Here is a 19,460-nt window from a genome sequence, read left to right on the forward strand (position 1 = left end):
CCTCTCCCATGGCGCGGTATATTTTCATCACCGGCGGCGTGGTCTCCTCGCTTGGCAAGGGCCTGATGGCCGCTTCGCTTGCAGCTCTGTTGCAGGCGCGAGGTTTCCGTGTGCGAATCCGGAAGTTCGATCCCTATCTCAACGTCGATCCGGGCACGATGAGCCCGTATCAGCATGGCGAGGTCTATGTGACCGACGACGGGGCGGAAACCGACCTCGACCTCGGCCATTATGAACGTTTCACGGGCGTTTCGGCGCGCCAGTCAGACAATGTGACGCAGGGCCGCGTCTATCAGACGATCATCGCGCGGGAGCGGCGCGGCGATTATCTGGGCGCGACGGTGCAAGTGATTCCCCACGTCACCGACGAGATCAAGGCGTTCGCCATCGCCGACACCGAAGACCTCGACTTCGTGCTGTGCGAAATCGGCGGCACGGTGGGCGACATCGAATCGCTGCCCTTCATGGAAGCGATTCGCCAGCTCCACAACGATCTGGGCCGCGGCCAGTCGATCTTCGTCCATGTGACGCTGGTCCCCTATATCGCGGCGGCGGGCGAGCTGAAGACCAAGCCGACGCAGCACAGCGTCCGTGAACTCACCTCGCTCGGTATCCAGCCCGACATTCTCCTGTGCCGCTGCGAACAGCCGCTGCCCGACAGCGAGCGGCGCAAGATCGCGCTTTTCTGCAACGTGCGTCCAGAAGCGGTCATCCCCGCGCTCGACGCCAGCAGCATCTACGCGGTCCCGACCCAATATCATGCCGAAGGGCTGGACGACGAAGTGCTCCGCGCCTTCGGGATGGAAGGCGCGCCGCAGCCTTCGCTCGACCGCTGGCACGACATCATGGACCGTCAGCAGAACCCCGAAGGTGAAGTCACCATCGGCGTGGTCGGCAAATATGTCGGCCTGCCCGACGCCTATAAATCGCTGCACGAGGCGCTCCACCATGGCGGCTTCGCCAACCGGGTGAAGGTCAACATCCGCTGGATCGACGCCGAACTGTTCGAGGAAGAGGGCGCGGACATCGCCGCCCGGCTCGAACCCATGCACGGCATCCTCGTCCCCGGCGGCTTCGGCGTGCGCGGCAGCGAGGGCAAGATCGCCAGCGTCAAATTCGCCCGCGAACGCGGCGTACCCTTCTTCGGCATCTGCCTCGGCATGCAGATGGCCTGCATCGAAGGCGCGCGGAACACTGCGGGGATCGCCAACGCCTCCACCACCGAATTTGGCGAAACCAGCGAGCCGGTCGTCGGCCTCATCACCGAATGGATGAGCAAGGAGGGCCTTCAGCAGCGCACCGCCGACACCGATCTGGGCGGCACCATGCGTCTGGGCGCCTATCCCGCAAAGCTCACCGGCAACAGCGTCGTTGCGGGCATCTATGGCGCGACCGAGATCAGCGAGCGCCACCGCCACCGCTATGAAGTCAATGCAGGCTATCGCGAGCCGTTGGAAAAGGGCGGCCTCATCTTCTCCGGCATGTCGCCGGACGGCACGCTGCCCGAAATCGTCGAGCGCCCCGATCACCCCTGGTTCGTCGGCGTGCAGTTCCACCCGGAACTCAAGTCCAAACCCTTCGACCCGCACCCCCTCTTCGCGGGCTTCATCGAAGCGGCGCTCAAGCAGAGCCGGCTCGTGTAACGACCTCCGTTCGTTTCGAGCAAAGTCGAGAAACCGCCAACCGCTTCTCGACTTTGCTTGAACGGAGATAAGCTATTTCGCAGGCGTCAGCTTGAGCAGCCGCCCCTGCGATCCCTGCCCGCCATCCTCCAGCAGCCACAGCGCGCCTTCCGGCCCTTGTTCCACTTCGCGGATGCGCGCGCCCATGTCCCATTGGTCGGCCTTGGCGGCGTTCTCGCCGTCCAGCTTCACCTGGACCAGCGCCTGCCCCGACAGCGCGCCCAGGAACAGCGACCCTTTCCACTGCGGAAACAGGTCGCCCGAATAATAGACCAGCCCCGCGGGCGAAATGGAGGGATTCCACCAGACCTTGGGCGCCTCGAACCCGTCATGCGGCTGGTGATCGGGAATGTCGCGCCCATCATAATGGCTGCCGTTCGACGCCTTGGGATAGCCATAATTCGCTCCCGGCTTGATGAGGTTCACCTCGTCGCCGCCCTGCGGTCCCATTTCCTGCTCCCACAATCGCCCGTCCTTGTCGAAGGCCAGCCCCAGCAGGTTGCGGTGCCCATAGGACCAGACCGCCGGATGGAATCCCTTGCCGGCCAGCGGATTGCCTGCCGCCGCCGTGCCGTCGGGATTGAGCCGCAGCACCTTGCCCAAGGTCGCCTTCGGGTCCTGCGCCGGATCGAATTTCTGCCGCTCGCCATTGGTGAAGAACAGATATTTTCCGTCCGGCGAAAAGGCGATGCGCCCGGAATAATGGCCGTTCCCGTCCACATAGGGGGCGGCGCGGAAGATCGTCCTGAAACCGTTCAGCATCGCTTGCGGAGGGCAGGGCGCGCGGACGCATTGCACCTGCCGCTCGACAAGCTGGCCCATGCCCAGCGCCACGCCCTTGCCGCCCGCACCCTGTTCCGACCAGCTCAGATAGACGATGCCATTGTCCTTGAACTGCGGATGCAGCACCACGTCCATCAGTGCGCCTTGCCCTGTGCTGTCCACGCGCGGCCCGCCGTCGATGCCCACCTGGACCTTGCCGTCCCAGCTCTTATCCTTGTTGCGCGGATCGAACAGCACCAGTTCGCCTGCCTTCTCCGTCACCAGCAGGCGGCCATCGGGCAGGAAAGTCATCGCCCAGGGTGCATCGAAATCGGCGATCACCTCGGTCTTGAAGGGCTTGCCCGCCGTCTCGGCGCGGTTCTGCCCCGTCGCATTGTCGGCCGAGCAGGCCAGCAGGACGAGCGGCAGGGCGGCGAAAGAAAAATGGCGTATCATATGTTTCTCCCTTGCGCTTCCAACCCCCGGGCGGGCGGCGCGTTCCGCATTGCAATCGGCGGCTCTGGACCTAGATAGATCTTGTAATATTATTGCACGGAAAGGAAATGGCCATGAGCAGCGATCCGGTCGTCATCGCGGGCTATGCGCGCACGCCGATGGGCGGATTCCAGGGCGCGCTGTCGCCGCTCAAGGCCACGGAACTGGGCGCGGCGGCGGTGAAGGCGGCGGTCGAGCGCGCGGGCGTCCCCGCCGATGCCATCGACCGCATCTATATGGGCTGCGTTCTCCCCGCCGGCCTGGGCCAGGCTCCCGCGCGCCAGGCGGCGCTGGGCGCGGGCCTGCCGCAATCGGTCGAGGCCACGACCGTCAACAAGATGTGCGGATCGGGGATGCAGGCCGCGATCATGGCGCAGGAGGCGCTTCTTGCCGGGACCGCCGATATCGTCATCGCGGGCGGCATGGAAAGCATGACCAACGCCCCCTATGCGCTACCCAAGCACCGCTCCGGCGCGCGCATCGGCCATGACCGCATCATCGACACGATGATGATGGACGGGCTGGAGGACGCCTATGAACCCGGCAAGGCGATGGGCGTCTTCGCCGAGGAAACCGCGCGCGACTATCAGTTCACGCGGCAGGATCAGGACGCCTACGCCATCCGCTCGCTCGAACGCGCCAACGCGGCCATAGCGAGCGGCGCCTTTGCCGGGGAAATCACGCCGGTCACGGTCAAGGGCCGGGGCGGCGACACCATCATCGACACCGACGAACAGCCCGGCAAGGCGAAGCCCGACAAGATTCCGTCGCTCAAACCCGCCTTCGTCAAGGATGGCACGATCACCGCCGCCAACGCCTCCTCCATCTCGGACGGCGCGGCGGCGTTGGTGATGACGCGCCAGAGCGTCGCGGAAAAGCTGGGCCTGCCCATCGTCGCGAAGGTCGTCGCCACCGCTGCCCACGCCCATGAGCCGCCCAAATTCACCACCGCGCCGGTCCCTGCCATGCGTAAGGTGCTGGAGAAAGCAGGCTGGTCGGTCGAGGATGTCGACCTGTTCGAAGTCAACGAAGCCTTCGCCGTGGTCGCCATGATCGCCGCGAAGGAACTCGCCATTCCCGCCGAAAAGCTCAACGTCAACGGCGGCGCGACGGCGCTCGGCCATCCCATCGGCGCGAGCGGCGCGCGCATTCTCGCCACCCTGATCGCCGCGCTCCAGAGCCGGGGCGGCAAGCGCGGCGTCGCCTCCCTCTGCATCGGCGGCGGCGAAGCGACCGCGATGGCGATCGAACTGGCGTAAAAGCAGGACGGCTGGGTGGATCGAAGCGGCGCATGGGATGGCCGTTTCGCGCTACGATAATGGCGCGCTACGATAATGGTTTGCTCTCTGCCTCGCCTGACGGATGCCCGGAGATCAGCGCGCCGAGGCGAAGGGGTGAGAAAGCGTCGTCCGCCCAATGTGGGGTGTTGCCGGGAATGCCATAGCGGAACGGTCGGCCGGTCGGGATGTGCAAGGTGCCGAACATCCAGTCATAGATCGACAGAAAGACACCGAAGTTACGGAAATTGCCCCCGTCGCGGCCATAGCCATGGTGGCTGTGATGGATGCCCGGCGAGATAAAGACATGCTCCAGTCCGCGGAACAGCGAGCCGAAAACGGAGTGCCGCCTGATCGCATCGTCCCAGCGGAAATCGCTGTGGGTGAAGATGCCCCAGAAAGTGAAAATCACGATCGCAAGGCCTGCTGCCTGCGCCTGACCCAAATAGATCGCCAGCGAAAACACCCAACCCAGACCGCCGACCAGAATCCAGAACGGACTGATCCGGAAGTTGAGCAGCACATTCACATATTGGGCGGTGTGATGCGTGCGGTGCATGCGCCAAAACCAATCGAACCACCGGCTGCCTTTCAGTTGGTGGCTGCCGCGATGAACCCAGTAATTGGCGAACTCCGCCAAGAGGATGATGGCGATCAGCGCCGGCAGGAAGGGCACATTACGCAAAGCCCCCTGTCCGCTCGGAAACAGGTAAGCAATGGCCATCGCCACTACCGCCGTGCCCGCCGGTCGCACCAGCGCCGCGCCAAGCATGCAAATGCTGTTCACGATCCAGTCGCTGCGGCTGTAAATTTTACGGTGTCGGCCGGCGATCACCTCCGCCAGCAGGATCACGCCGGTTACCGCCAAAACCCACAATCCCAGATGGTTCATGTTTCTTCCTCGCCTATCGCTTCTATCGTTGCAGAGGCGATATCTCGCGTCTAATGCATATGAATGATATTTTTGATGATTAGGATGCATCAAAATGGACCTGCGTAACCTGCGCCATCTGGTCGCCCTTTCCCGCAGGCTGAGCTTTTCACGCGCCGCCGACGATTTGGGGCTGTCTCAATCCGCACTCACCCGCAGCATCCAGTCCTTGGAGCGACAGGCCGGAATGCGGCTGTTTGATCGGGGTCGCGGGGGGGTAAGTCTCACCTCGCAGGGTCACGTTGTAGTTGAACGCGCCAATGCATTGCTGACCCAGGCAGATGATTTCGAACGCCAGTTGCGACACACCGCGCGAGGGGAAGAAGGGCGGGTCAGCTTCGGCATGGCGCCATTACCGGCCTGGACCTTACTGCCGACCCTCTTGTCAGAAAGCCTTCAAGCATTTCCAGCGCTCACCAACGAAGTCGTGGTCCGCAATGTCGAGGCGCTGTGGCCGCTTCTGTTAGCGGGTGATATAGAGTTTTTCGTTAGTGCAGAAGGGCAGGTGCCTGATGCGCCGCGCGTGCGCGCCGAAACGCTTGGCCACTTCCCTGTCACGCTGATTGTCCGTGCTGCTCACCCGCTGTTGAAAGAAGATTGCCCCGATCAGGAATTTCCCGTGCTGCTTTCCAGTCGGGCAACCGCGAACATGGCCATATTCGACAACCTCCGCAAATGGGCGGCAGGCCCTCCGCATGTGGTGGAGGATTACGCCACGCTGGTCATGCTCACCAAGTCCACTGATGCGATCTGGGTTTCATCGGCCTATTCCGTCGCAAGGGATCTCGAAGCCAAACGGCTTCATGCCCTTGATCGGCTCGGCACCGGCGCGCCTCAGAGTTTTCGAATGGTTATTTACTCGCTCGATCGTCGCTCTCAATCACCGGGAATGCTAAGGGTAAAACAGGCCTTTCGGCAGCAGATACAAGGGCTGCGGAACGCGCTCAGCACATCCAGTTCCGGAACCCGATAGCACTCGATCCCGTCGGCGGTGGCTCAGGCCTGAACGCAGGGGCGACAGAAAACCATGCGGTGCCGCTGTCGCTGTGCCGAACGGCAAAAATGATGCGTAACATTACCCGTCCTTCGCTCCGATAGGGCATTTTGTCCCCGGCGCGCCCTCTTGAATCCCGCGAGGCTTGGGCGCATGAACCCGGCCCATGACCGCGACCGCTTTTCGTTCCGCCGCGCCTGCCGCGCGTCCCGCCGCCATTGCCCGCTGGCTGCTCATGGTGGCCTTTCTGGTCTTTTGCATGGTGGTGGTGGGCGGCATCACGCGGCTTACCGAATCGGGCCTGTCCATCACCCAATGGAAGCCGATCACCGGCGCGATCCCGCCGCTGACCCACGATCAGTGGATGGAGGCGTTTCGCGACTATCAGCAGATCCCCGAATATCAGCAGCTTCGGCAAGGCATGAGCCTCTCCGATTTCCAGTTCATCTTTTTCTGGGAATGGGTGCACCGGCTGCTGGGCCGCCTGATCGGCGTCGCCTTCGCTCTCCCGCTTCTCTGGTTCGCGGTGAAGCGGGCGATCCCGGCGGGCTATGGCCTGCGGCTCGTCCTCTTGCTGGCGCTGGGCGGATTGCAGGGCGCGATCGGCTGGTGGATGGTGAAGTCGGGCCTGTCGGTCCGCACCGACGTCAGCCACTATCGCCTGGCCGTGCATCTGCTGATGGCGCTGTTCATCATGGGGGCGCTGATCTGGACGGCGCTCGATCTTTTCGCGCTCGCCCGCTATTCCCGCGCGCGGCCGGCCCGGCTTCGGCCCTTTGCGTTGCTGGCGCTGTTCCTGTTGTTCGTGCAGCTTCTGTTCGGGGCGTTCACCGCCGGGCTGAATGCCGGCTATGTCTCCAACACATGGCCGCTGATGAACGATCATTTCGTGCCGGAAGGGATCGAATGGGTCGGCTCGCTGTGGGCGACGGTCTCCAGTGATCCCTATCTCGTCCATTTCATCCATCGCTGGTGGGCGTGGATCGCGGCGCTGGCGCTCATCATGCTCGCGCGCAAGGCGAAGCGGGTGGGGGAGCGTGGGCCGTCCATTGCGATCAATGCGGCGGTGGGCACGCAGATCGTCCTTGGCATCGCCACCGTCCTCAGCGGCATCGCCCTGCCGCTCGCCGTGCTGCATCAGGCGGTCGGCGCGCTGGTGGTCGCCTCCGCCGCATGGGCCGCGCACGCCATCGGCATGCGCCGGGCATGAGCGGCGGCGTCGCGATCGTCTACACCCTGTTCGGATCGGCGGAGAGCGCCGAGCGTATCGCGCGGCAATTGGTGGAGGAACGGTTGGCCGCCTGCGCCAACATGCTGGCGCCCTGCACCTCGATCTACGCATGGGAAGGCGCGCTCCAGCGTGAGGCCGAGATTCCCGTCCTGCTCAAGACCGCGCCGGAAAAGCGCGATGCGCTGATGGCGCGGCTGGCGGAACTGCACGACTATGAAGTCCCCGCCATCCTTGCGCTGCCGGTGGACGCCGCCCATGCGCCCTTCGCCCGGTGGATCGCTGGCCAGACCAGCGGCGCGGCGCATTGTCCGTCGGACTGAAAGGCGAGCGACGTGCCTCCGTAAATCAAGAGGTATTATTTTACCCGTCGCGAATCCCGCAGAATCTCTTGACTTCCGCCTCCCCACCCGTCATGAGCGCCCATCTTCCGACCGTCCCAAAGGCGTTCGGTTCACTATTTCATTCTGGAGATTGGCACCATGAAGGCGCTGATGAAGACCACCAAGCCGGCGACCCCGGCAACGGTCGAAAAGAAGTGGATACTGATCGACGCGGAAGGTCTCGTCGTCGGCCGTCTCGCTTCGACCGTAGCGAATATCCTGCGCGGCAAGCACAAGGCGAGCTTCACCCCGCACGTCGATTGCGGCGACAATGTCATCATCATCAATGCCGGCAAGGTGAAGTTCACCGGTCGCAAGATGACCGACAAGGTCTATTACAAGCACACCGGCTATGCCGGCGGCATCAAGGAAACCACGCCCGCCAAGATCCTGGAAGGTCGTTTTCCTGAGCGCGTCCTGGAAAAGGCGATTGAGCGGATGATCCCTCGTGGTCCGCTCGGCCGTCAGCAGATGCGCAACCTCCGCATCTTCGCCGGCGCCGAACACGCTCATGAAGCGCAGAACCCCGAAGTGCTCGATTTCGCGTCGCGCAACCGCAAGAACAAGGTGGGTGCATAATGTCTGATAACCGCCAGTCCCTGTCCGACCTCGCGTCGCTCACCGCCAATGCGCCTGCCGCTGCCGAAGCGCCCGCCGCTGTCGCAGCCGCGAATGCCGAAGCGCCCATTGCGCCGCCGCAGCCTTCGGCGCCCCTGCGCGCCCAGGAAATCGACAGCCTCGGTCGCGCTTATGCGACCGGCCGCCGTAAGGATGCTGTCGCTCGCGTCTGGGTGAAGCCCGGCACCGGCAAAATCACGGTCAACGGTCGCGATCAGGAAATCTATTTCGCGCGGCCTACGCTGCGACTTGTCATCAACCAGCCCTTCGGCGTCACTGAGCGTGAAGGTCAGTATGACGTGATCGCGACCGTCAAGGGTGGCGGTCTGTCGGGTCAGGCTGGCGCCGTGAAGCATGGCATTGCCCAGGCGCTCAGCAAATATGAACCGGCGCTCCGCAGTGCGGTCAAGGCCGAAGGCTTCCTGACGCGCGACAGCCGCGTCGTCGAACGTAAGAAGTATGGCCGCGCCAAGGCCCGCCGCAGCTTCCAGTTCTCGAAGCGCTAAGCAGTTCGTTACGGAAATTTCGAGAAAGGGGCCGGTTTTCCGGCCCTTTTTTGTTATTGGTCGAGTGGCTTCAGACCTTTGGTCCTTTGATAAGCTCAACAGGCTTCGCAAGCATTGCTTTCATTCCGTCCCCGTTCCGGTGGCAACCGCTTGCCCCGTCGCTCGTTGACCCCGTAACTCTAACCAAGGAGAGAACGACATGGGTGAGATGACAGACAAGATGAAGGCCGCTGGCAACAAGGCGGCTGGGTCGGTCAAGGAAGCGGTCGGCAAGGCTACCGACAACGAACGGCTCGAGGCGGAAGGCAAGGTTCAAAAGGCCAAGGGCACGGCGCAAGATGTGGCCGGTTCTGTCAAAGGAGCGCTTGGCGACAAGATTTGACGTTCAGGATTTCGTAGCGACAAGAGCTCCGCTCCTTTCGGGAGCGGGGCTCTTTTTGGTTTCGCAGGATTCAACGCATGTCAGGGAGCGCGATCTGTCTCGTCTTTATTTCGCAGATAGCTCCGCACGTCCCTCCGCAACTCTCCGGCGCATAGATACAACGCAATGACATTGGGAATGGCCATCAGGAAGAAACTGCTGTCCACGATCCCGACCACCCGGCCCAGATCGATTGCCGCCGCCGGGGGCAGAGCGACGATGTAGAGGATCTTGTAGGTCCACTGCGCCTTTGACCCATTGCCGAACAAATAGCCCCAGGCTTGCAATCCGTAAAAGCCCCATGCCACCAGCGTCGAATAGGCGAAGAGGAACACCACTACCGCCAGCAGCCACGGAAACCAGGGTGATACCTTGGCAAAAGCGGCCGAGATAATCGCGATCCCCTCCAATCCCGTATTCCACGTTCCCGCCACCACCAGCGCCAGCCCTCCGAAGGCGCAGACGATCATCGTGCCCAGCAGTGGCTCCAGCAGCGCGACAAGGCCTTCGGACACCGGATGCCGCGCCCGTGCGAGGCTATGTGCCATTACGGCGGACCCCACGCCCGCCTCGCTCGCGAATACGGCGCGACGCATTCCGGCAACGAAGGCGCCCACCGCGCCGCCCGTCGCTGCGCTGCCAGTCGATGCGCCCTGCCAGATTTGTGCCAAAGCCGATGGGATGCCATCGATATGAAGGATCAGGATTGCCGCCACACCCGCCAGATAGACGGCGACCTTGAGCGGCGTCAGGCGCTTGGCTACCTCGCCCAGCCACGCCGCGCCACCCAGCGTCACAAGTGCCACCGCTCCGGCGAGAAATACGCCATAAGCCCATCCGTTGCTAAGGCCCGTCACCACCTTTACCTGCGCGAAACTCTGATTGACCTGAACCATCGGGATTGCCCCGAACAGTGCGAAAAAGGCGTAAAGTCCGCCCAGCAGCATCCCGATCTTCGGCCACCCCCGTGCGGCGCCCACGGCTTTGAGCACATACATCGGTCCGCCATGCACATGGCCTTGGCTATCAAAGACCCGGTATTTAAGGCCCAGCGTCACCTCCGCCATCTTTACGGTCATCGCGAACCAGCCGATGACGAACATCCACAGGATCGCGCCTGGGCCTCCCATGGTCAGCGCCACCGCCACCCCTGCGATATTGCCAAGCCCGATGGTACCAGACAGGGCCGTTGACAGCGCCGCCCATTGACTGACATCGCCCTTTGCCTCGCTTTTGCCGGGCTGGGTTCGCAGGATGCGGAGCGCCCGTCCGACCTGCGTCACGTTGGGGAATCCTAGCCAGATGGTGAAGAATAGCATCGGCACGGCCAGATACAGTACGATCAGCTCGATTTGCGTGCCTAATATCGGCACTTTGAAAAACACCGCGTTCGACAGTGCGTCGACCCATGCGTTGAATCTTTCCATCCGCTACGATTGACCGCTGCCCGGTGGAAAGTCGAACAAAGATTGCTATGGAGACGATGCATTTCCCGCACCTGACATGAGCGGACTGGATTTATGAGCAGACAATATTTCGGTACCGACGGAATCCGGGGCCGCACGAACCAATGGCCGATGACCGCCGAACTGGCGATGAAGGTCGGCATGGCCGCGGGCCGCCACTTTCTGCGAGGCAGCCACCGCCACCGCGTTGTCATCGGTAAGGATACGCGTCTGTCAGGCTATATGGTGGAAAATGCGCTGGTCGCGGGTTTCACCGCCGTGGGAATGGATGTCGTGCAGTTCGGCCCGATCCCGACGCCCGCCGTGGCTCTGCTCGCCCATTCGATGCGTGCGGATTTGGGCGTCATGATTTCGGCCAGCCATAATCCCTATTTTGACAATGGCATCAAGCTGTTCGGCCCGGACGGCTACAAGCTGTCGGACGAGGATGAATTGAAGATCGAGGCGCTGCTGGATCAGGACATCCCGCTTGCCGCATCGCAGGACATTGGCCGCGCCCGCCGGGTCGAAGATGCGCGTGGCCGTTATATTCACGCAGTCAAGTCCAGCTTCCCTGCCGATCTGCGGCTGGATGGCATGAAGATCGTGGTCGATTGCGCCAACGGGGCCGCCTATCAGGTCGCGCCCTCCGCCCTCTGGGAACTGGGCGCGGAGGTGATCGCGGTCGGTGTCGCGCCCAACGGCACCAATATCAACGATGGATGCGGCTCCACCGCGCCTCTGCTGTGTCAGGAAACCGTGCTGTCTTCCGGCGCGGACATCGGCATTGCGCTGGACGGGGATGCGGATCGCCTGATCGTGGTGGATGAGAAGGGCAATATCGTCGATGGCGATCAGATCATGGCCCTGATTGCGGCCAACTGGGCGCGGGAAGGAACGCTGCGCGGAGGCGGGCTGGTGGCGACGGTGATGTCGAACCTCGGCCTTGAGCGATTCCTGACAGGACAGGGTATCGGCCTGGAGCGCACCAAGGTGGGCGACCGCTATGTTCTGGAGCGGATGCGCGAGGGGGGGTTCAATGTCGGCGGCGAGCAGTCGGGGCACATGATACTGTCCGACCATGCGACGACGGGGGACGGCACCATCGCCGCTCTGCAAGTGCTGGCCGCGCTCGTCCGCTCCGGCAAGCCCGCCAGCGAGGTGTTGCATCAGTTCGATGCGGTACCGCAGCTTTTGAAGAATGTCCGCTTTGCAGGTGGTAGGCCTTTGGAACATGACGAGGTGAAACGCGTGATCGCTCAGGCCGAGGCGGAATTGGCGGGGGCAGGGCGTCTGGTCATTCGCCCGTCCGGTACGGAGCCGGTGATCCGTGTGATGGCGGAAGGAGATCAAGAAGAACAGGTAAGGGATGTGGTCGAACGCATCTGCGCCGCTGTGGAGAAGGTCGCGGGCTGATGCTTGAGATGCGGCCTGATTGCGAATGCTGCGGCGTTGACCTTCCCGCTGACGAGGCGGGGGCTTTCATCTGTTCCTTCGAATGCACCTTCTGTGCGGCCTGCGCGGAAGCCATGGACGACCGATGCCTCAATTGCCGCGGAGAATTGATGGACAGGCCGACGCGGGTCGGCAAGGCGCTGATGGCCAGCCCGGCATCGACGGAGCGGCGGCACAAGGCATGAAGGTCGCGCGCATCCTCATCATCGCGGGCTCCGATAGCGGCGGCGGCGCGGGGATTCAGGCGGATGTCAGGACCGTCACCCTGCTCGGCGGCCATGCCATGACCGCGATCACCGCGATCACCGCCCAAAACACGTTGGGCGTGCAGGCCGTGCATCTTGTGCCGACCGAGCTGGTGCTGGCGCAGATGGAGAGCGTCATCGGAGATATCGGCGTCGATGCGGTGAAGATCGGCATGATCGGTTCGGCGCAAACCGCCGCCGCCGTCGCGGAAAGACTGGCGGTGCTGGAAGGCGTGCCCATCGTATTCGATCCGGTGATGGTTGCCACCAGCGGACCGGCGCTGGCGGACGAGGCGACCGTAGCGGCTTTCGAAAAGCTGATGGCCTTTGCGACACTGGTGACGCCCAATCTGCCCGAACTGGAAGCGCTGGGCGGGGAGGAGGTAGCGATCCGCTTCGCTACCCACGTGCTTGCCAAGGGCGGGCATGGCGAAGGTCCGATGCTGACCGACCGGCTGATTGGGCCGCGCGGCGCCATCAAGGCATGGAGCAACGCCCGGATCGATACGCCGCACACTCACGGCACCGGCTGTACGCTGGCAAGCGCCATCGCGACCGGGCTGGGGCAGGGCATGGATATGGTCGACGCCATCGAGCGGGCGCGCAAATATGTGAGGGAAGCCCTGTCGCTTGCGCCGGGACTGGGACACGGACATGGGCCGATGGGCGCGCCTTTGGAGTTTCACGCCCATGCCTGATTTCACGCATGAGCTTCGACATCATCCCGGCCTTGTTGCGGGCGTGGACGAAGCGGGCCGCGGGCCGCTGGCCGGGCCGGTGGTCGCGGCAGCCGTCATCCTGCACGCGAAGGATTGCCCGGATGGCCTGAACGACAGCAAGCAACTCACCGCCGCTCGCCGCGCTAAGCTGGAAGTGGAGATAAAGGCCCGGGCGCTATGCTGGGGCGTTGCTATCGCCAGCGTGGCGGAGATCGACAGCCTCAACATCCTCTGGGCGACGATGTTGGCGATGAAGCGGGCTATGGAGGCGCTGAACGCCGACTGCGCGCATGTGTTGGTGGATGGCAATCGTTGCCCCGACTGGCGTTGGCCCGCGACCGCCGTGGTGGAGGGCGACGCCAAATGCCTCTCCATCGCCGCTGCTTCGATCATCGCCAAGGAAACGCGGGACCGGATCATGGTGGAGGCAGCCGCGCGCCACCCGCATTATGGCTGGGAAAGCAACAAGGGCTATGGCAGCCCCTATCATCTGGCGGCGCTGCGCGAACATGGACCGACACCACTGCATCGGCGTAGTTTCGCGCCGGTGGCGCAACTGCTACTGCTTTGATCCCTGTCCCACGATGGGACTGATGCGACGAACCGATTCCGGCAGACTAGCGCATGGGCGGCATGTGGTTAAAGAAGCCTTATGCCTTCTGGTTTACGCTTGTTCTTTCCGTTGCTTGTGCTGGCGGCTTTTTTTTCAGCACCCCCGGTGGTCCGGGCTATGCCGATTCCCGCCGATCAAGTCGCGCTTGGCCCGGGCGAATATCGCTGGTTGAGTGAAGGACCGTGGGCCGGTCCGCTCTATATGATCATCAGTATCGAAAAGCAGATGGTGCATGTCTATGACGGCGACCGGTTGATTGGCGCCGCTTCGGTATCCACTGGTATGAAGGGGCACCGAACGCCGACCGGGGAATTCCCCATCCTGCAGAAACGGCAATGGCACCGGTCCAATATCTACAGCAATGCGCCGATGCCTTTCATGCAGCGGCTGACATGGGATGGCATCGCCCTCCATGCAGGACATAATCCGGGCTATCCGGCCAGCCATGGCTGCATTCGGCTGCCCTATGGCTTTGCCAGCAAACTATTCGGCCTGACCCGGATCGGAACGCCGGTGAGCGTGACGACGGATCAACTGAGTCCGGTTCTGATGGTCGGCACGCTGGTGCTGGCTGATCCGGATGATCCCGCCAGTGCGATTGTCACCTTCACGCCGCCCGACGTTGAGGCCTTGTCGGAAAGGACCGTCCTATCGCAGCAGAGCGCGCAATTGCAGGAGCGACAGGATGTGCCAATGCTGAAAGTCGATCCAGCTATTTTCCGGTTCCGGACCAGGCGCTGACGAAAAAACCTCCCTCGGGAGAAACGCGCCTCAGTTCGATGCAAAGGGCCATCGGATCGACTTCATCGGACGTGAGGATGAAGGAATGTGCATTGGCCTAAACGGTCATGCATCTTCAATCATTGACTCCACAAACAAGCTGGACGGCCAAGCCTTTGAGGATCGGCCGCCCTCTCCAAAGTCCACCCAACGCGAGCCAGTCAAGCCGCCTCGGCCGCTTCCTCACTGGCGGGGAGGCGGATCATATAGTCGAAGGCGGAAAGCGCCGCCGTCGATCCTGCGCCCATGGCAATGACGATCTGCTTGTAGGGCACGGTCGTGCAGTCGCCCGCCGCGAATATGCCGGGCTGACTGGTTTCACCGCGGGCATCGATCTCGATCTCGCCGCGTGGGGACAGGGAGACTGCATCCTTCAGCCATTCGGTGTTGGGGACGAGTCCGATCTGAACGAAAATGCCCTCAAGTTCGACATCATGTTCGGTGCCATGATTGCGATCCTTGTAGCTGAGACCCGTCACCTTGTTGCCGTCGCCATGCACCTGCGTGGTCAGCGCCGAGGTGATGATCTTCACATTGGGCAGGCTGGCCAGCTTGCGCTGGAGTACCGCGTCGGCCCGCAACTGGCTGTCGAATTCGATCAGCGTCACATGGGCGACGATGCCGGCAAGGTCGATGGCTGCTTCGACGCCGCTATTGCCACCGCCAATCACGGCCACGCGCTTGCCTTTGAACAACGGGCCGTCGCAATGTGGGCAATAAGCTACGCCCTTGTTGCGATAGTCATCTTCACCCGGCACGCCCATCTGCCGCCAGCGCGCGCCGGTGGAGAGGATCACGGTGCGGCCCTTCAGCGACGCGCCATTTTCCAGCACTACCTCATGATAGCCGCCTTCGGTCTTGGCTGGGATCAGCTGCGCCGCCTTCTGAAGGTTCATGATCTCCACGTCATAGTCCTTGACGTGCTGTTCCAACTGCGCGGCCAGCTTCGGTCCCTCGGTATGGGGGACGGAGATGAAATTTTCGATCGCCATAGTGTCGAGCACCTGGCCACCGAACCGCTCCGCCGCGACGCCGGTGCGGATACCCTTGCGCGCGGCATAGATAGCCGCCGCTGCGCCAGCGGGGCCACCGCCGACGATCAGCACTTCGAAGGGGTCTTGTGCCTTGATCTTCTCTGCCGCGCGATCGGCCGCGCCACTGTCAATTTTCGCGACGATCTGCTCCAGTTCCATGCGACCCGAAGCGAAAGGCTCTCCGTTCAGGAAGACGGTGGGCACCGCCATCACCTTGCGCGCATCGACTTCCTGCTGGAACAGCGCGCCGTCGATAGCGACATGGCTGATGCGGGGGTTAAGCACGCTCATCAGGTTCAGTGCCTGCACCACGTCCGGGCAGTTCTGGCAGGAAAGCGAGAAATAAGTTTCGAAGGCGAAGTCGCCGTCCAGATCTTTGATCTGCTGGATAAGATCCCGCGCGGCCTTTGACGGATGACCGCCGACCTGGAGCAAGGCGAGTACCAGTGACGTGAATTCATGCCCCATCGGCAGGCCCGCAAAGCGCACGCCGATATCAGTGCCCACCCGGCGGATGAGGAAGCTGGGTTTGCGCTTGTCGTCATCGGCGCGAACCACGGCAACCTTGTCCGACAGTTCGGCGATTTCGTTCAAAAGTTCCTGCATTTCACGCGATTTCGCGCCGTCATCCAGCGAAGCTACCAACTCGATCGGCTGGGTGATGTTCGCCAGATAGCCCTTGAGCTGTCCTTTGAGATTTACGTCCAACATCGTTTCTGGCTCCGTTGCATGAATGGGAAGCGCAAGCCGCCCGTGTCCGAAGGATAGGAAAGCCCATCCTTCGGAAAGATTGGTCTGAAATATTCAGAGATCAAGCCGCGCCGGACCGGGGACGTTCCCCCAAGGTCCGGTCGCGGAAAAGTCGTCAGATCTTGCCGACGAGGTCGAGGGAGGGAGCAAGGGTTTTTTCACCCTCTTCCCATTTGGCCGGGCAGACTTCGCCGGGGTGGCTGGCCCAATATTGTGCGGCCTTGATCTTGCGGAGCAGTTCGGTCGCGTTGCGGCCGACGCCTTCCGGGGTGATCTCGACAAGCTGGATCACGCCTTCCGGGTCGAGCACAAAGGTGCCGCGGTCGGCCAGGCCAACGCCTTCGCGCAGGACGCCGAACTGGTTCGACAGGTCGTGATTCTGGTCACCCAGCATGTAATAGTTGATCTTGCCGATCGCCGGCGAAGTGTCGTGCCATGCCTTGTGGCAGAAATGGGTGTCGGTCGAGACCGAATAGACTTCCACGCCCATGCCCTGAAGGGTGGGGTAGATGTCGGCCAGATCTTCCAGTTCGGTCGGGCAGACGAAGGTGAAGTCGGCCGGGTAGAAGAAGAAAACGGCCCACTTGCCCTTCACGTCGGCGTCGGTAACGTCGACAAACTTGCCTTCCTTGAATGCGGTCGCCTTGAACGGCTGCAGGGGGGTGTTGATAAGAGCCATGGGCTTTCCAGTTCCTTCTCTGGGGTTGCTGTTGCCCGGCCTATGTAGGGATGGGAACGAGTCGGGGGAAATTGGTTTTCTCGGACTTGCAGATAGAGAAAATCGATTACACAATTGCGAATTGATCGATCGGATCATTTTTAGTTAGTGAACTCCGCTGCTTTTTGGGCATTGGCTTCTATGTCCGTGTTAGAGGGATGAATATTCACAGGAGAAGAATATGGCGCGCTTTCGTTTCCTTCCCGTTGCGTTCGCAATTGCGCTGACTGGCTGCTCCAAAAGCACGGAAAATGTGGCAGGCAACACAATAATGCAGCCGGGTAGTGCCGAAACGATAGAGGATGTGGATGCGCTGGGTAACGGCGCGCCCGAAGCGGACCGCCTGCCGACGGATGATTGGGTGGGACGGTGGACCGGCCCAGAAGGGTTGTTCCTGGACATTCAGCCTTCGCCCGATGGAAAATCCGGGCATTATGTTATCACCAATCAGGACACGCTCGACCGAAAGGGAAGTTACAACGGACTGGCGGATGGCAGCACAATCCGTTTCGTGCGCGATGGGCAGGATCTGGCGATCCGTCCCGGCTCAGGTAACGAGACGGGCTTCAAATATCTGGTGGAGAAGGATGATTGCCTGATCGTGATACCGGGACGGGAAGGTTATTGCCGCTAGCTATTCGCCATCGCCCAGATCCTCCAGAGCCGTGAACCGCTGTGACCAGAGGGCTCCGTAAACGGCCATCCACTGAACGATTGGAGCCAGCCCCTTGGCGTGGGCGGTATAATAGGTTTCCCGCCCGGCACGACGAGCCGTAACAAGCCCCGCCAGTTTCAGCTTGCCGAGATGACGGGACACCATAGGCTGCGACACACCCGACACGGCGGTAAGGGCGTGAACGCTCTGCTCTCCTTCGCGCACCAGATATTCGAGTATGGCGCGTCGCGTGCCGTCCGACAACGCTTTGAACAAGGCGTCGCGTAGGGCGGAACGGTCTTCCTTATAAGAATGGGCAATCATTTGATCACATAATCATTGGGTTATGAGTTGGTCAAGCGAGAGCCGATTTTTGCCTTGCTCTCATCTGTTAACCAAAAAAACTTCGAGGGCGTCGCAGGTTGAGTCTTTTTAGTCACACTACCTGATATGGAGTCTTGCTGCCATTTGCAGGCTCAATATCTCGTGCCTACCCTCTTCGTTCTCCCTCCTGTTAACCTTTTTATGAGGGTTAACTGATAAGCTACTGATCTTGACGGTGGACTCCTGAGGACTCATCGCTGGTCCTCGAAACATATGGGGGTTGCTGCATGGGTGTCATGGAACGCGTCGCGCTGCGGCGGAAGAAGGCGGTCGCGCCGATAGAGATTGAGGCGGACCGCCTGCTGCGGGGCGATTGCATCGCGGAAATGGCGAAGCTGCCGGACGCCTGCATCGACATGATCTTCGCTGACCCGCCCTATAATCTGCAATTGGGCGGCGACCTGTTCCGGCCCGAAGGCGGGCGCGTAGACGCAGTAGACAATGATTGGGACAAGTTTGACACGCTGGGAGCCTATGATCGCTTCACCAAGGCGTGGCTGAAGGAAGCCCGCCGCATTCTGAAGCCCAACGGCACCATCTGGGTGATCGGCAGCTACCACAATATCTTCCGCGTCGGTACGGCCTTGCAGGATGAAGGCTTCTGGATCTTGAACGACATCATCTGGCGCAAGGCGAATCCGATGCCCAATTTCAAGGGCACGCGCTTCACCAACGCCCATGAGACGCTGATCTGGGCCAGCCAGGGCGAAGATGCACGCTACACCTTTAACTATAAGGCGATGAAGACGCTGAACGACGAACTGCAGATGCGCTCTGACTGGGTGCTGCCGATCTGTGGTGGGCAGGAGCGGCTGAAGCGCAACGGTGCCAAGGCGCATCCGACGCAGAAGCCTGAAGCACTGCTCTATCGCGTGATGCTGGCTTGCACCAAGCCGGGCGATGTGGTGCTCGATCCTTTCTTCGGCACGGGCACGACGGGCGCGGTCGCCAAGCGCCTGGGCCGCAAATGGATCGGCATCGAGCGTGAAGACAGTTATATCGAGGTCGCGCTGGAGCGGATCGAAGCAGCGTTGCCGCTCGACGAATCGGCGCTCACCATCATGCAAAGCGCAAAGGCCCAACCCAAGGTGGCATTCGGCACGCTGGTAGAAACCGGCTATTGTCAGCCCGGCACGGTGCTGACCGATGTGAAACGGCGTTGGCAGGCGGTGGTGCGCGCGGATGGCTCGCTCGCCGTGGACAAGGATAGCGGATCGATTCACAAGATGGGCGCGACGCTGCAAGGCGCGCCGAGTTGCAACGGTTGGACCTTCTGGCATCATGAGGTGGACGGCAAGTTGCAACCCATCGATACGCTGCGGCAGACCTATTTGCTGGCTAACGAACCTTGATTTCTCGATCCGT

At 61.9% G+C, this 19,460-nt stretch carries 21 protein-coding genes; 15 read left to right on the plus strand and 6 right to left on the minus strand.

Annotation, left to right across the window (positions count from 1 at the left end; genetic code table 11):
* Positions 1–8 precede the first annotated feature (8 nt).
* The gene (locus LDB26_RS03325) at positions 9–1,643 is read left to right on the plus strand and encodes a CTP synthase (protein ID WP_021245623.1); all 1,635 of its coding nucleotides are present in this window, start codon (positions 9–11) and stop codon (positions 1,641–1,643) included.
* A 72-nt stretch (positions 1,644–1,715) separates the two neighbouring features.
* On the opposite strand, the gene LDB26_RS03330 is transcribed toward LDB26_RS03325, so the two are convergent.
* A complete protein-coding gene (locus LDB26_RS03330; RefSeq protein ID WP_257540318.1) occupies positions 1,716–2,900 on the minus strand; it encodes a PQQ-dependent sugar dehydrogenase in 1,185 nt (394 codons plus the stop codon).
* A 113-nt stretch (positions 2,901–3,013) separates the two neighbouring features.
* Between LDB26_RS03330 and LDB26_RS03335 the strand changes: the two genes are divergently transcribed.
* Entirely contained in the window at positions 3,014–4,198 is a 1,185-nt protein-coding gene (locus tag LDB26_RS03335; RefSeq protein ID WP_062064118.1) for an acetyl-CoA C-acyltransferase, read from the plus strand.
* A gap of 67 nt (positions 4,199–4,265) precedes the next feature.
* Here LDB26_RS03335 and LDB26_RS03340 read toward each other — a convergent pair whose 3' ends face one another.
* Positions 4,266–5,108 (minus strand): sterol desaturase family protein, encoded by an 843-nt coding sequence (locus tag LDB26_RS03340; protein WP_257540320.1) that lies wholly within the window; start codon positions 5,106–5,108, stop codon positions 4,266–4,268.
* Positions 5,109–5,202: 94 nt separating this feature from the next.
* Here LDB26_RS03340 and LDB26_RS03345 point away from each other — a divergent pair, with 94 nt between their 5' ends.
* The 6 genes from LDB26_RS03345 (at position 5,203) to LDB26_RS03370 (ending at position 9,258) form a co-directional block, all read left to right on the plus strand.
* Positions 5,203–6,120 carry a LysR family transcriptional regulator gene (locus tag LDB26_RS03345; RefSeq protein WP_257540322.1) on the plus strand — a complete coding sequence of 306 codons (918 nt, stop codon included), beginning with the start codon at positions 5,203–5,205 and terminating at the stop codon, positions 6,118–6,120.
* Between the two features lie 187 nt (positions 6,121–6,307).
* Complete coding sequence (locus LDB26_RS03350; protein WP_257540324.1) at positions 6,308–7,351, plus strand: COX15/CtaA family protein; 1,044 nt, start codon at positions 6,308–6,310, stop codon at positions 7,349–7,351.
* Positions 7,348–7,692, plus strand: a complete 345-nt coding sequence (gene cutA, locus LDB26_RS03355) for a divalent-cation tolerance protein CutA (protein WP_257540327.1) — start codon at positions 7,348–7,350, stop codon at positions 7,690–7,692. Before LDB26_RS03350 ends, cutA begins: the two co-directional genes overlap by 4 nt.
* A gap of 159 nt (positions 7,693–7,851) precedes the next feature.
* On the plus strand, positions 7,852–8,331 hold the full coding sequence (rplM, locus tag LDB26_RS03360) for a 50S ribosomal protein L13 (RefSeq protein ID WP_082635149.1): 480 nt from the start codon (positions 7,852–7,854) through the stop codon (positions 8,329–8,331).
* Positions 8,331–8,876 carry a 30S ribosomal protein S9 gene (gene rpsI, locus LDB26_RS03365; RefSeq protein ID WP_257540329.1) on the plus strand — a complete coding sequence of 182 codons (546 nt, stop codon included), beginning with the start codon at positions 8,331–8,333 and terminating at the stop codon, positions 8,874–8,876. Before rplM ends, rpsI begins: the two co-directional genes overlap by 1 nt.
* 199 nt (positions 8,877–9,075) lie before the next feature.
* Positions 9,076–9,258, plus strand: a complete 183-nt coding sequence (locus LDB26_RS03370) for a CsbD family protein (RefSeq protein ID WP_062064127.1) — start codon at positions 9,076–9,078, stop codon at positions 9,256–9,258.
* A gap of 80 nt (positions 9,259–9,338) precedes the next feature.
* Here LDB26_RS03370 and LDB26_RS03375 read toward each other — a convergent pair whose 3' ends face one another.
* Positions 9,339–10,724 (minus strand): sodium:alanine symporter family protein, encoded by a 1,386-nt coding sequence (locus LDB26_RS03375; RefSeq protein ID WP_257540332.1) that lies wholly within the window; start codon positions 10,722–10,724, stop codon positions 9,339–9,341.
* 93 nt (positions 10,725–10,817) lie between these two features.
* Between LDB26_RS03375 and glmM the strand changes: the two genes are divergently transcribed.
* The 5 genes from glmM to LDB26_RS03400 all read left to right on the plus strand — a co-directional run bounded on the left by glmM (position 10,818) and on the right by LDB26_RS03400 (position 14,515).
* Entirely contained in the window at positions 10,818–12,158 is a 1,341-nt protein-coding gene (glmM, locus tag LDB26_RS03380; protein ID WP_257540334.1) for a phosphoglucosamine mutase, read from the plus strand.
* The gene (locus tag LDB26_RS03385) at positions 12,158–12,382 is read left to right on the plus strand and encodes a DUF1272 domain-containing protein (RefSeq protein ID WP_257540337.1); all 225 of its coding nucleotides are present in this window, start codon (positions 12,158–12,160) and stop codon (positions 12,380–12,382) included. The genes glmM and LDB26_RS03385 overlap by 1 nt, the downstream gene beginning before the upstream one ends.
* Complete coding sequence (thiD, locus tag LDB26_RS03390; RefSeq protein WP_257540339.1) at positions 12,379–13,140, plus strand: bifunctional hydroxymethylpyrimidine kinase/phosphomethylpyrimidine kinase; 762 nt, start codon at positions 12,379–12,381, stop codon at positions 13,138–13,140. The genes LDB26_RS03385 and thiD overlap by 4 nt, the downstream gene beginning before the upstream one ends.
* Positions 13,133–13,732 (plus strand): ribonuclease HII, encoded by a 600-nt coding sequence (locus LDB26_RS03395; RefSeq protein ID WP_257540341.1) that lies wholly within the window; start codon positions 13,133–13,135, stop codon positions 13,730–13,732. Before thiD ends, LDB26_RS03395 begins: the two co-directional genes overlap by 8 nt.
* Before the next feature lie 159 nt (positions 13,733–13,891).
* Positions 13,892–14,515, plus strand: coding sequence for a L,D-transpeptidase family protein (locus LDB26_RS03400; RefSeq protein ID WP_257540343.1), 624 nt, complete (start codon positions 13,892–13,894; stop codon positions 14,513–14,515).
* 200 nt (positions 14,516–14,715) lie between these two features.
* Here LDB26_RS03400 and ahpF read toward each other — a convergent pair whose 3' ends face one another.
* Positions 14,716–16,299 (minus strand): alkyl hydroperoxide reductase subunit F, encoded by a 1,584-nt coding sequence (gene ahpF, locus LDB26_RS03405; protein WP_062064136.1) that lies wholly within the window; start codon positions 16,297–16,299, stop codon positions 14,716–14,718.
* Positions 16,300–16,453: 154 nt separating this feature from the next.
* Positions 16,454–17,017, minus strand: a complete 564-nt coding sequence (gene ahpC, locus LDB26_RS03410) for an alkyl hydroperoxide reductase subunit C (RefSeq protein WP_021245608.1) — start codon at positions 17,015–17,017, stop codon at positions 16,454–16,456.
* A 220-nt stretch (positions 17,018–17,237) separates the two neighbouring features.
* Here ahpC and LDB26_RS03415 point away from each other — a divergent pair, with 220 nt between their 5' ends.
* Entirely contained in the window at positions 17,238–17,690 is a 453-nt protein-coding gene (locus tag LDB26_RS03415) for a hypothetical protein (RefSeq protein WP_062064138.1), read from the plus strand.
* Here LDB26_RS03415 and LDB26_RS03420 read toward each other — a convergent pair whose 3' ends face one another.
* Positions 17,691–18,035: a helix-turn-helix transcriptional regulator gene (locus LDB26_RS03420; protein WP_062064139.1), complete on the minus strand. Its 345-nt coding sequence runs from the start codon at positions 18,033–18,035 to the stop codon at positions 17,691–17,693. It lies immediately after the preceding gene.
* Positions 18,036–18,322: 287 nt separating this feature from the next.
* On the opposite strand from LDB26_RS03420, the gene LDB26_RS03425 reads away from it, so the two are divergent.
* Positions 18,323–19,447, plus strand: a complete 1,125-nt coding sequence (locus LDB26_RS03425; protein WP_062064140.1) for a site-specific DNA-methyltransferase — start codon at positions 18,323–18,325, stop codon at positions 19,445–19,447.
* The last annotated feature ends 13 nt before the right edge of the window (positions 19,448–19,460 follow it).

Origin of the sequence: Sphingobium sp. CFD-1 (assembly GCF_024611115.1) — a bacterium.
In the GTDB taxonomy this organism is placed as follows: domain Bacteria; phylum Pseudomonadota; class Alphaproteobacteria; order Sphingomonadales; family Sphingomonadaceae; genus Sphingobium; species Sphingobium baderi_A.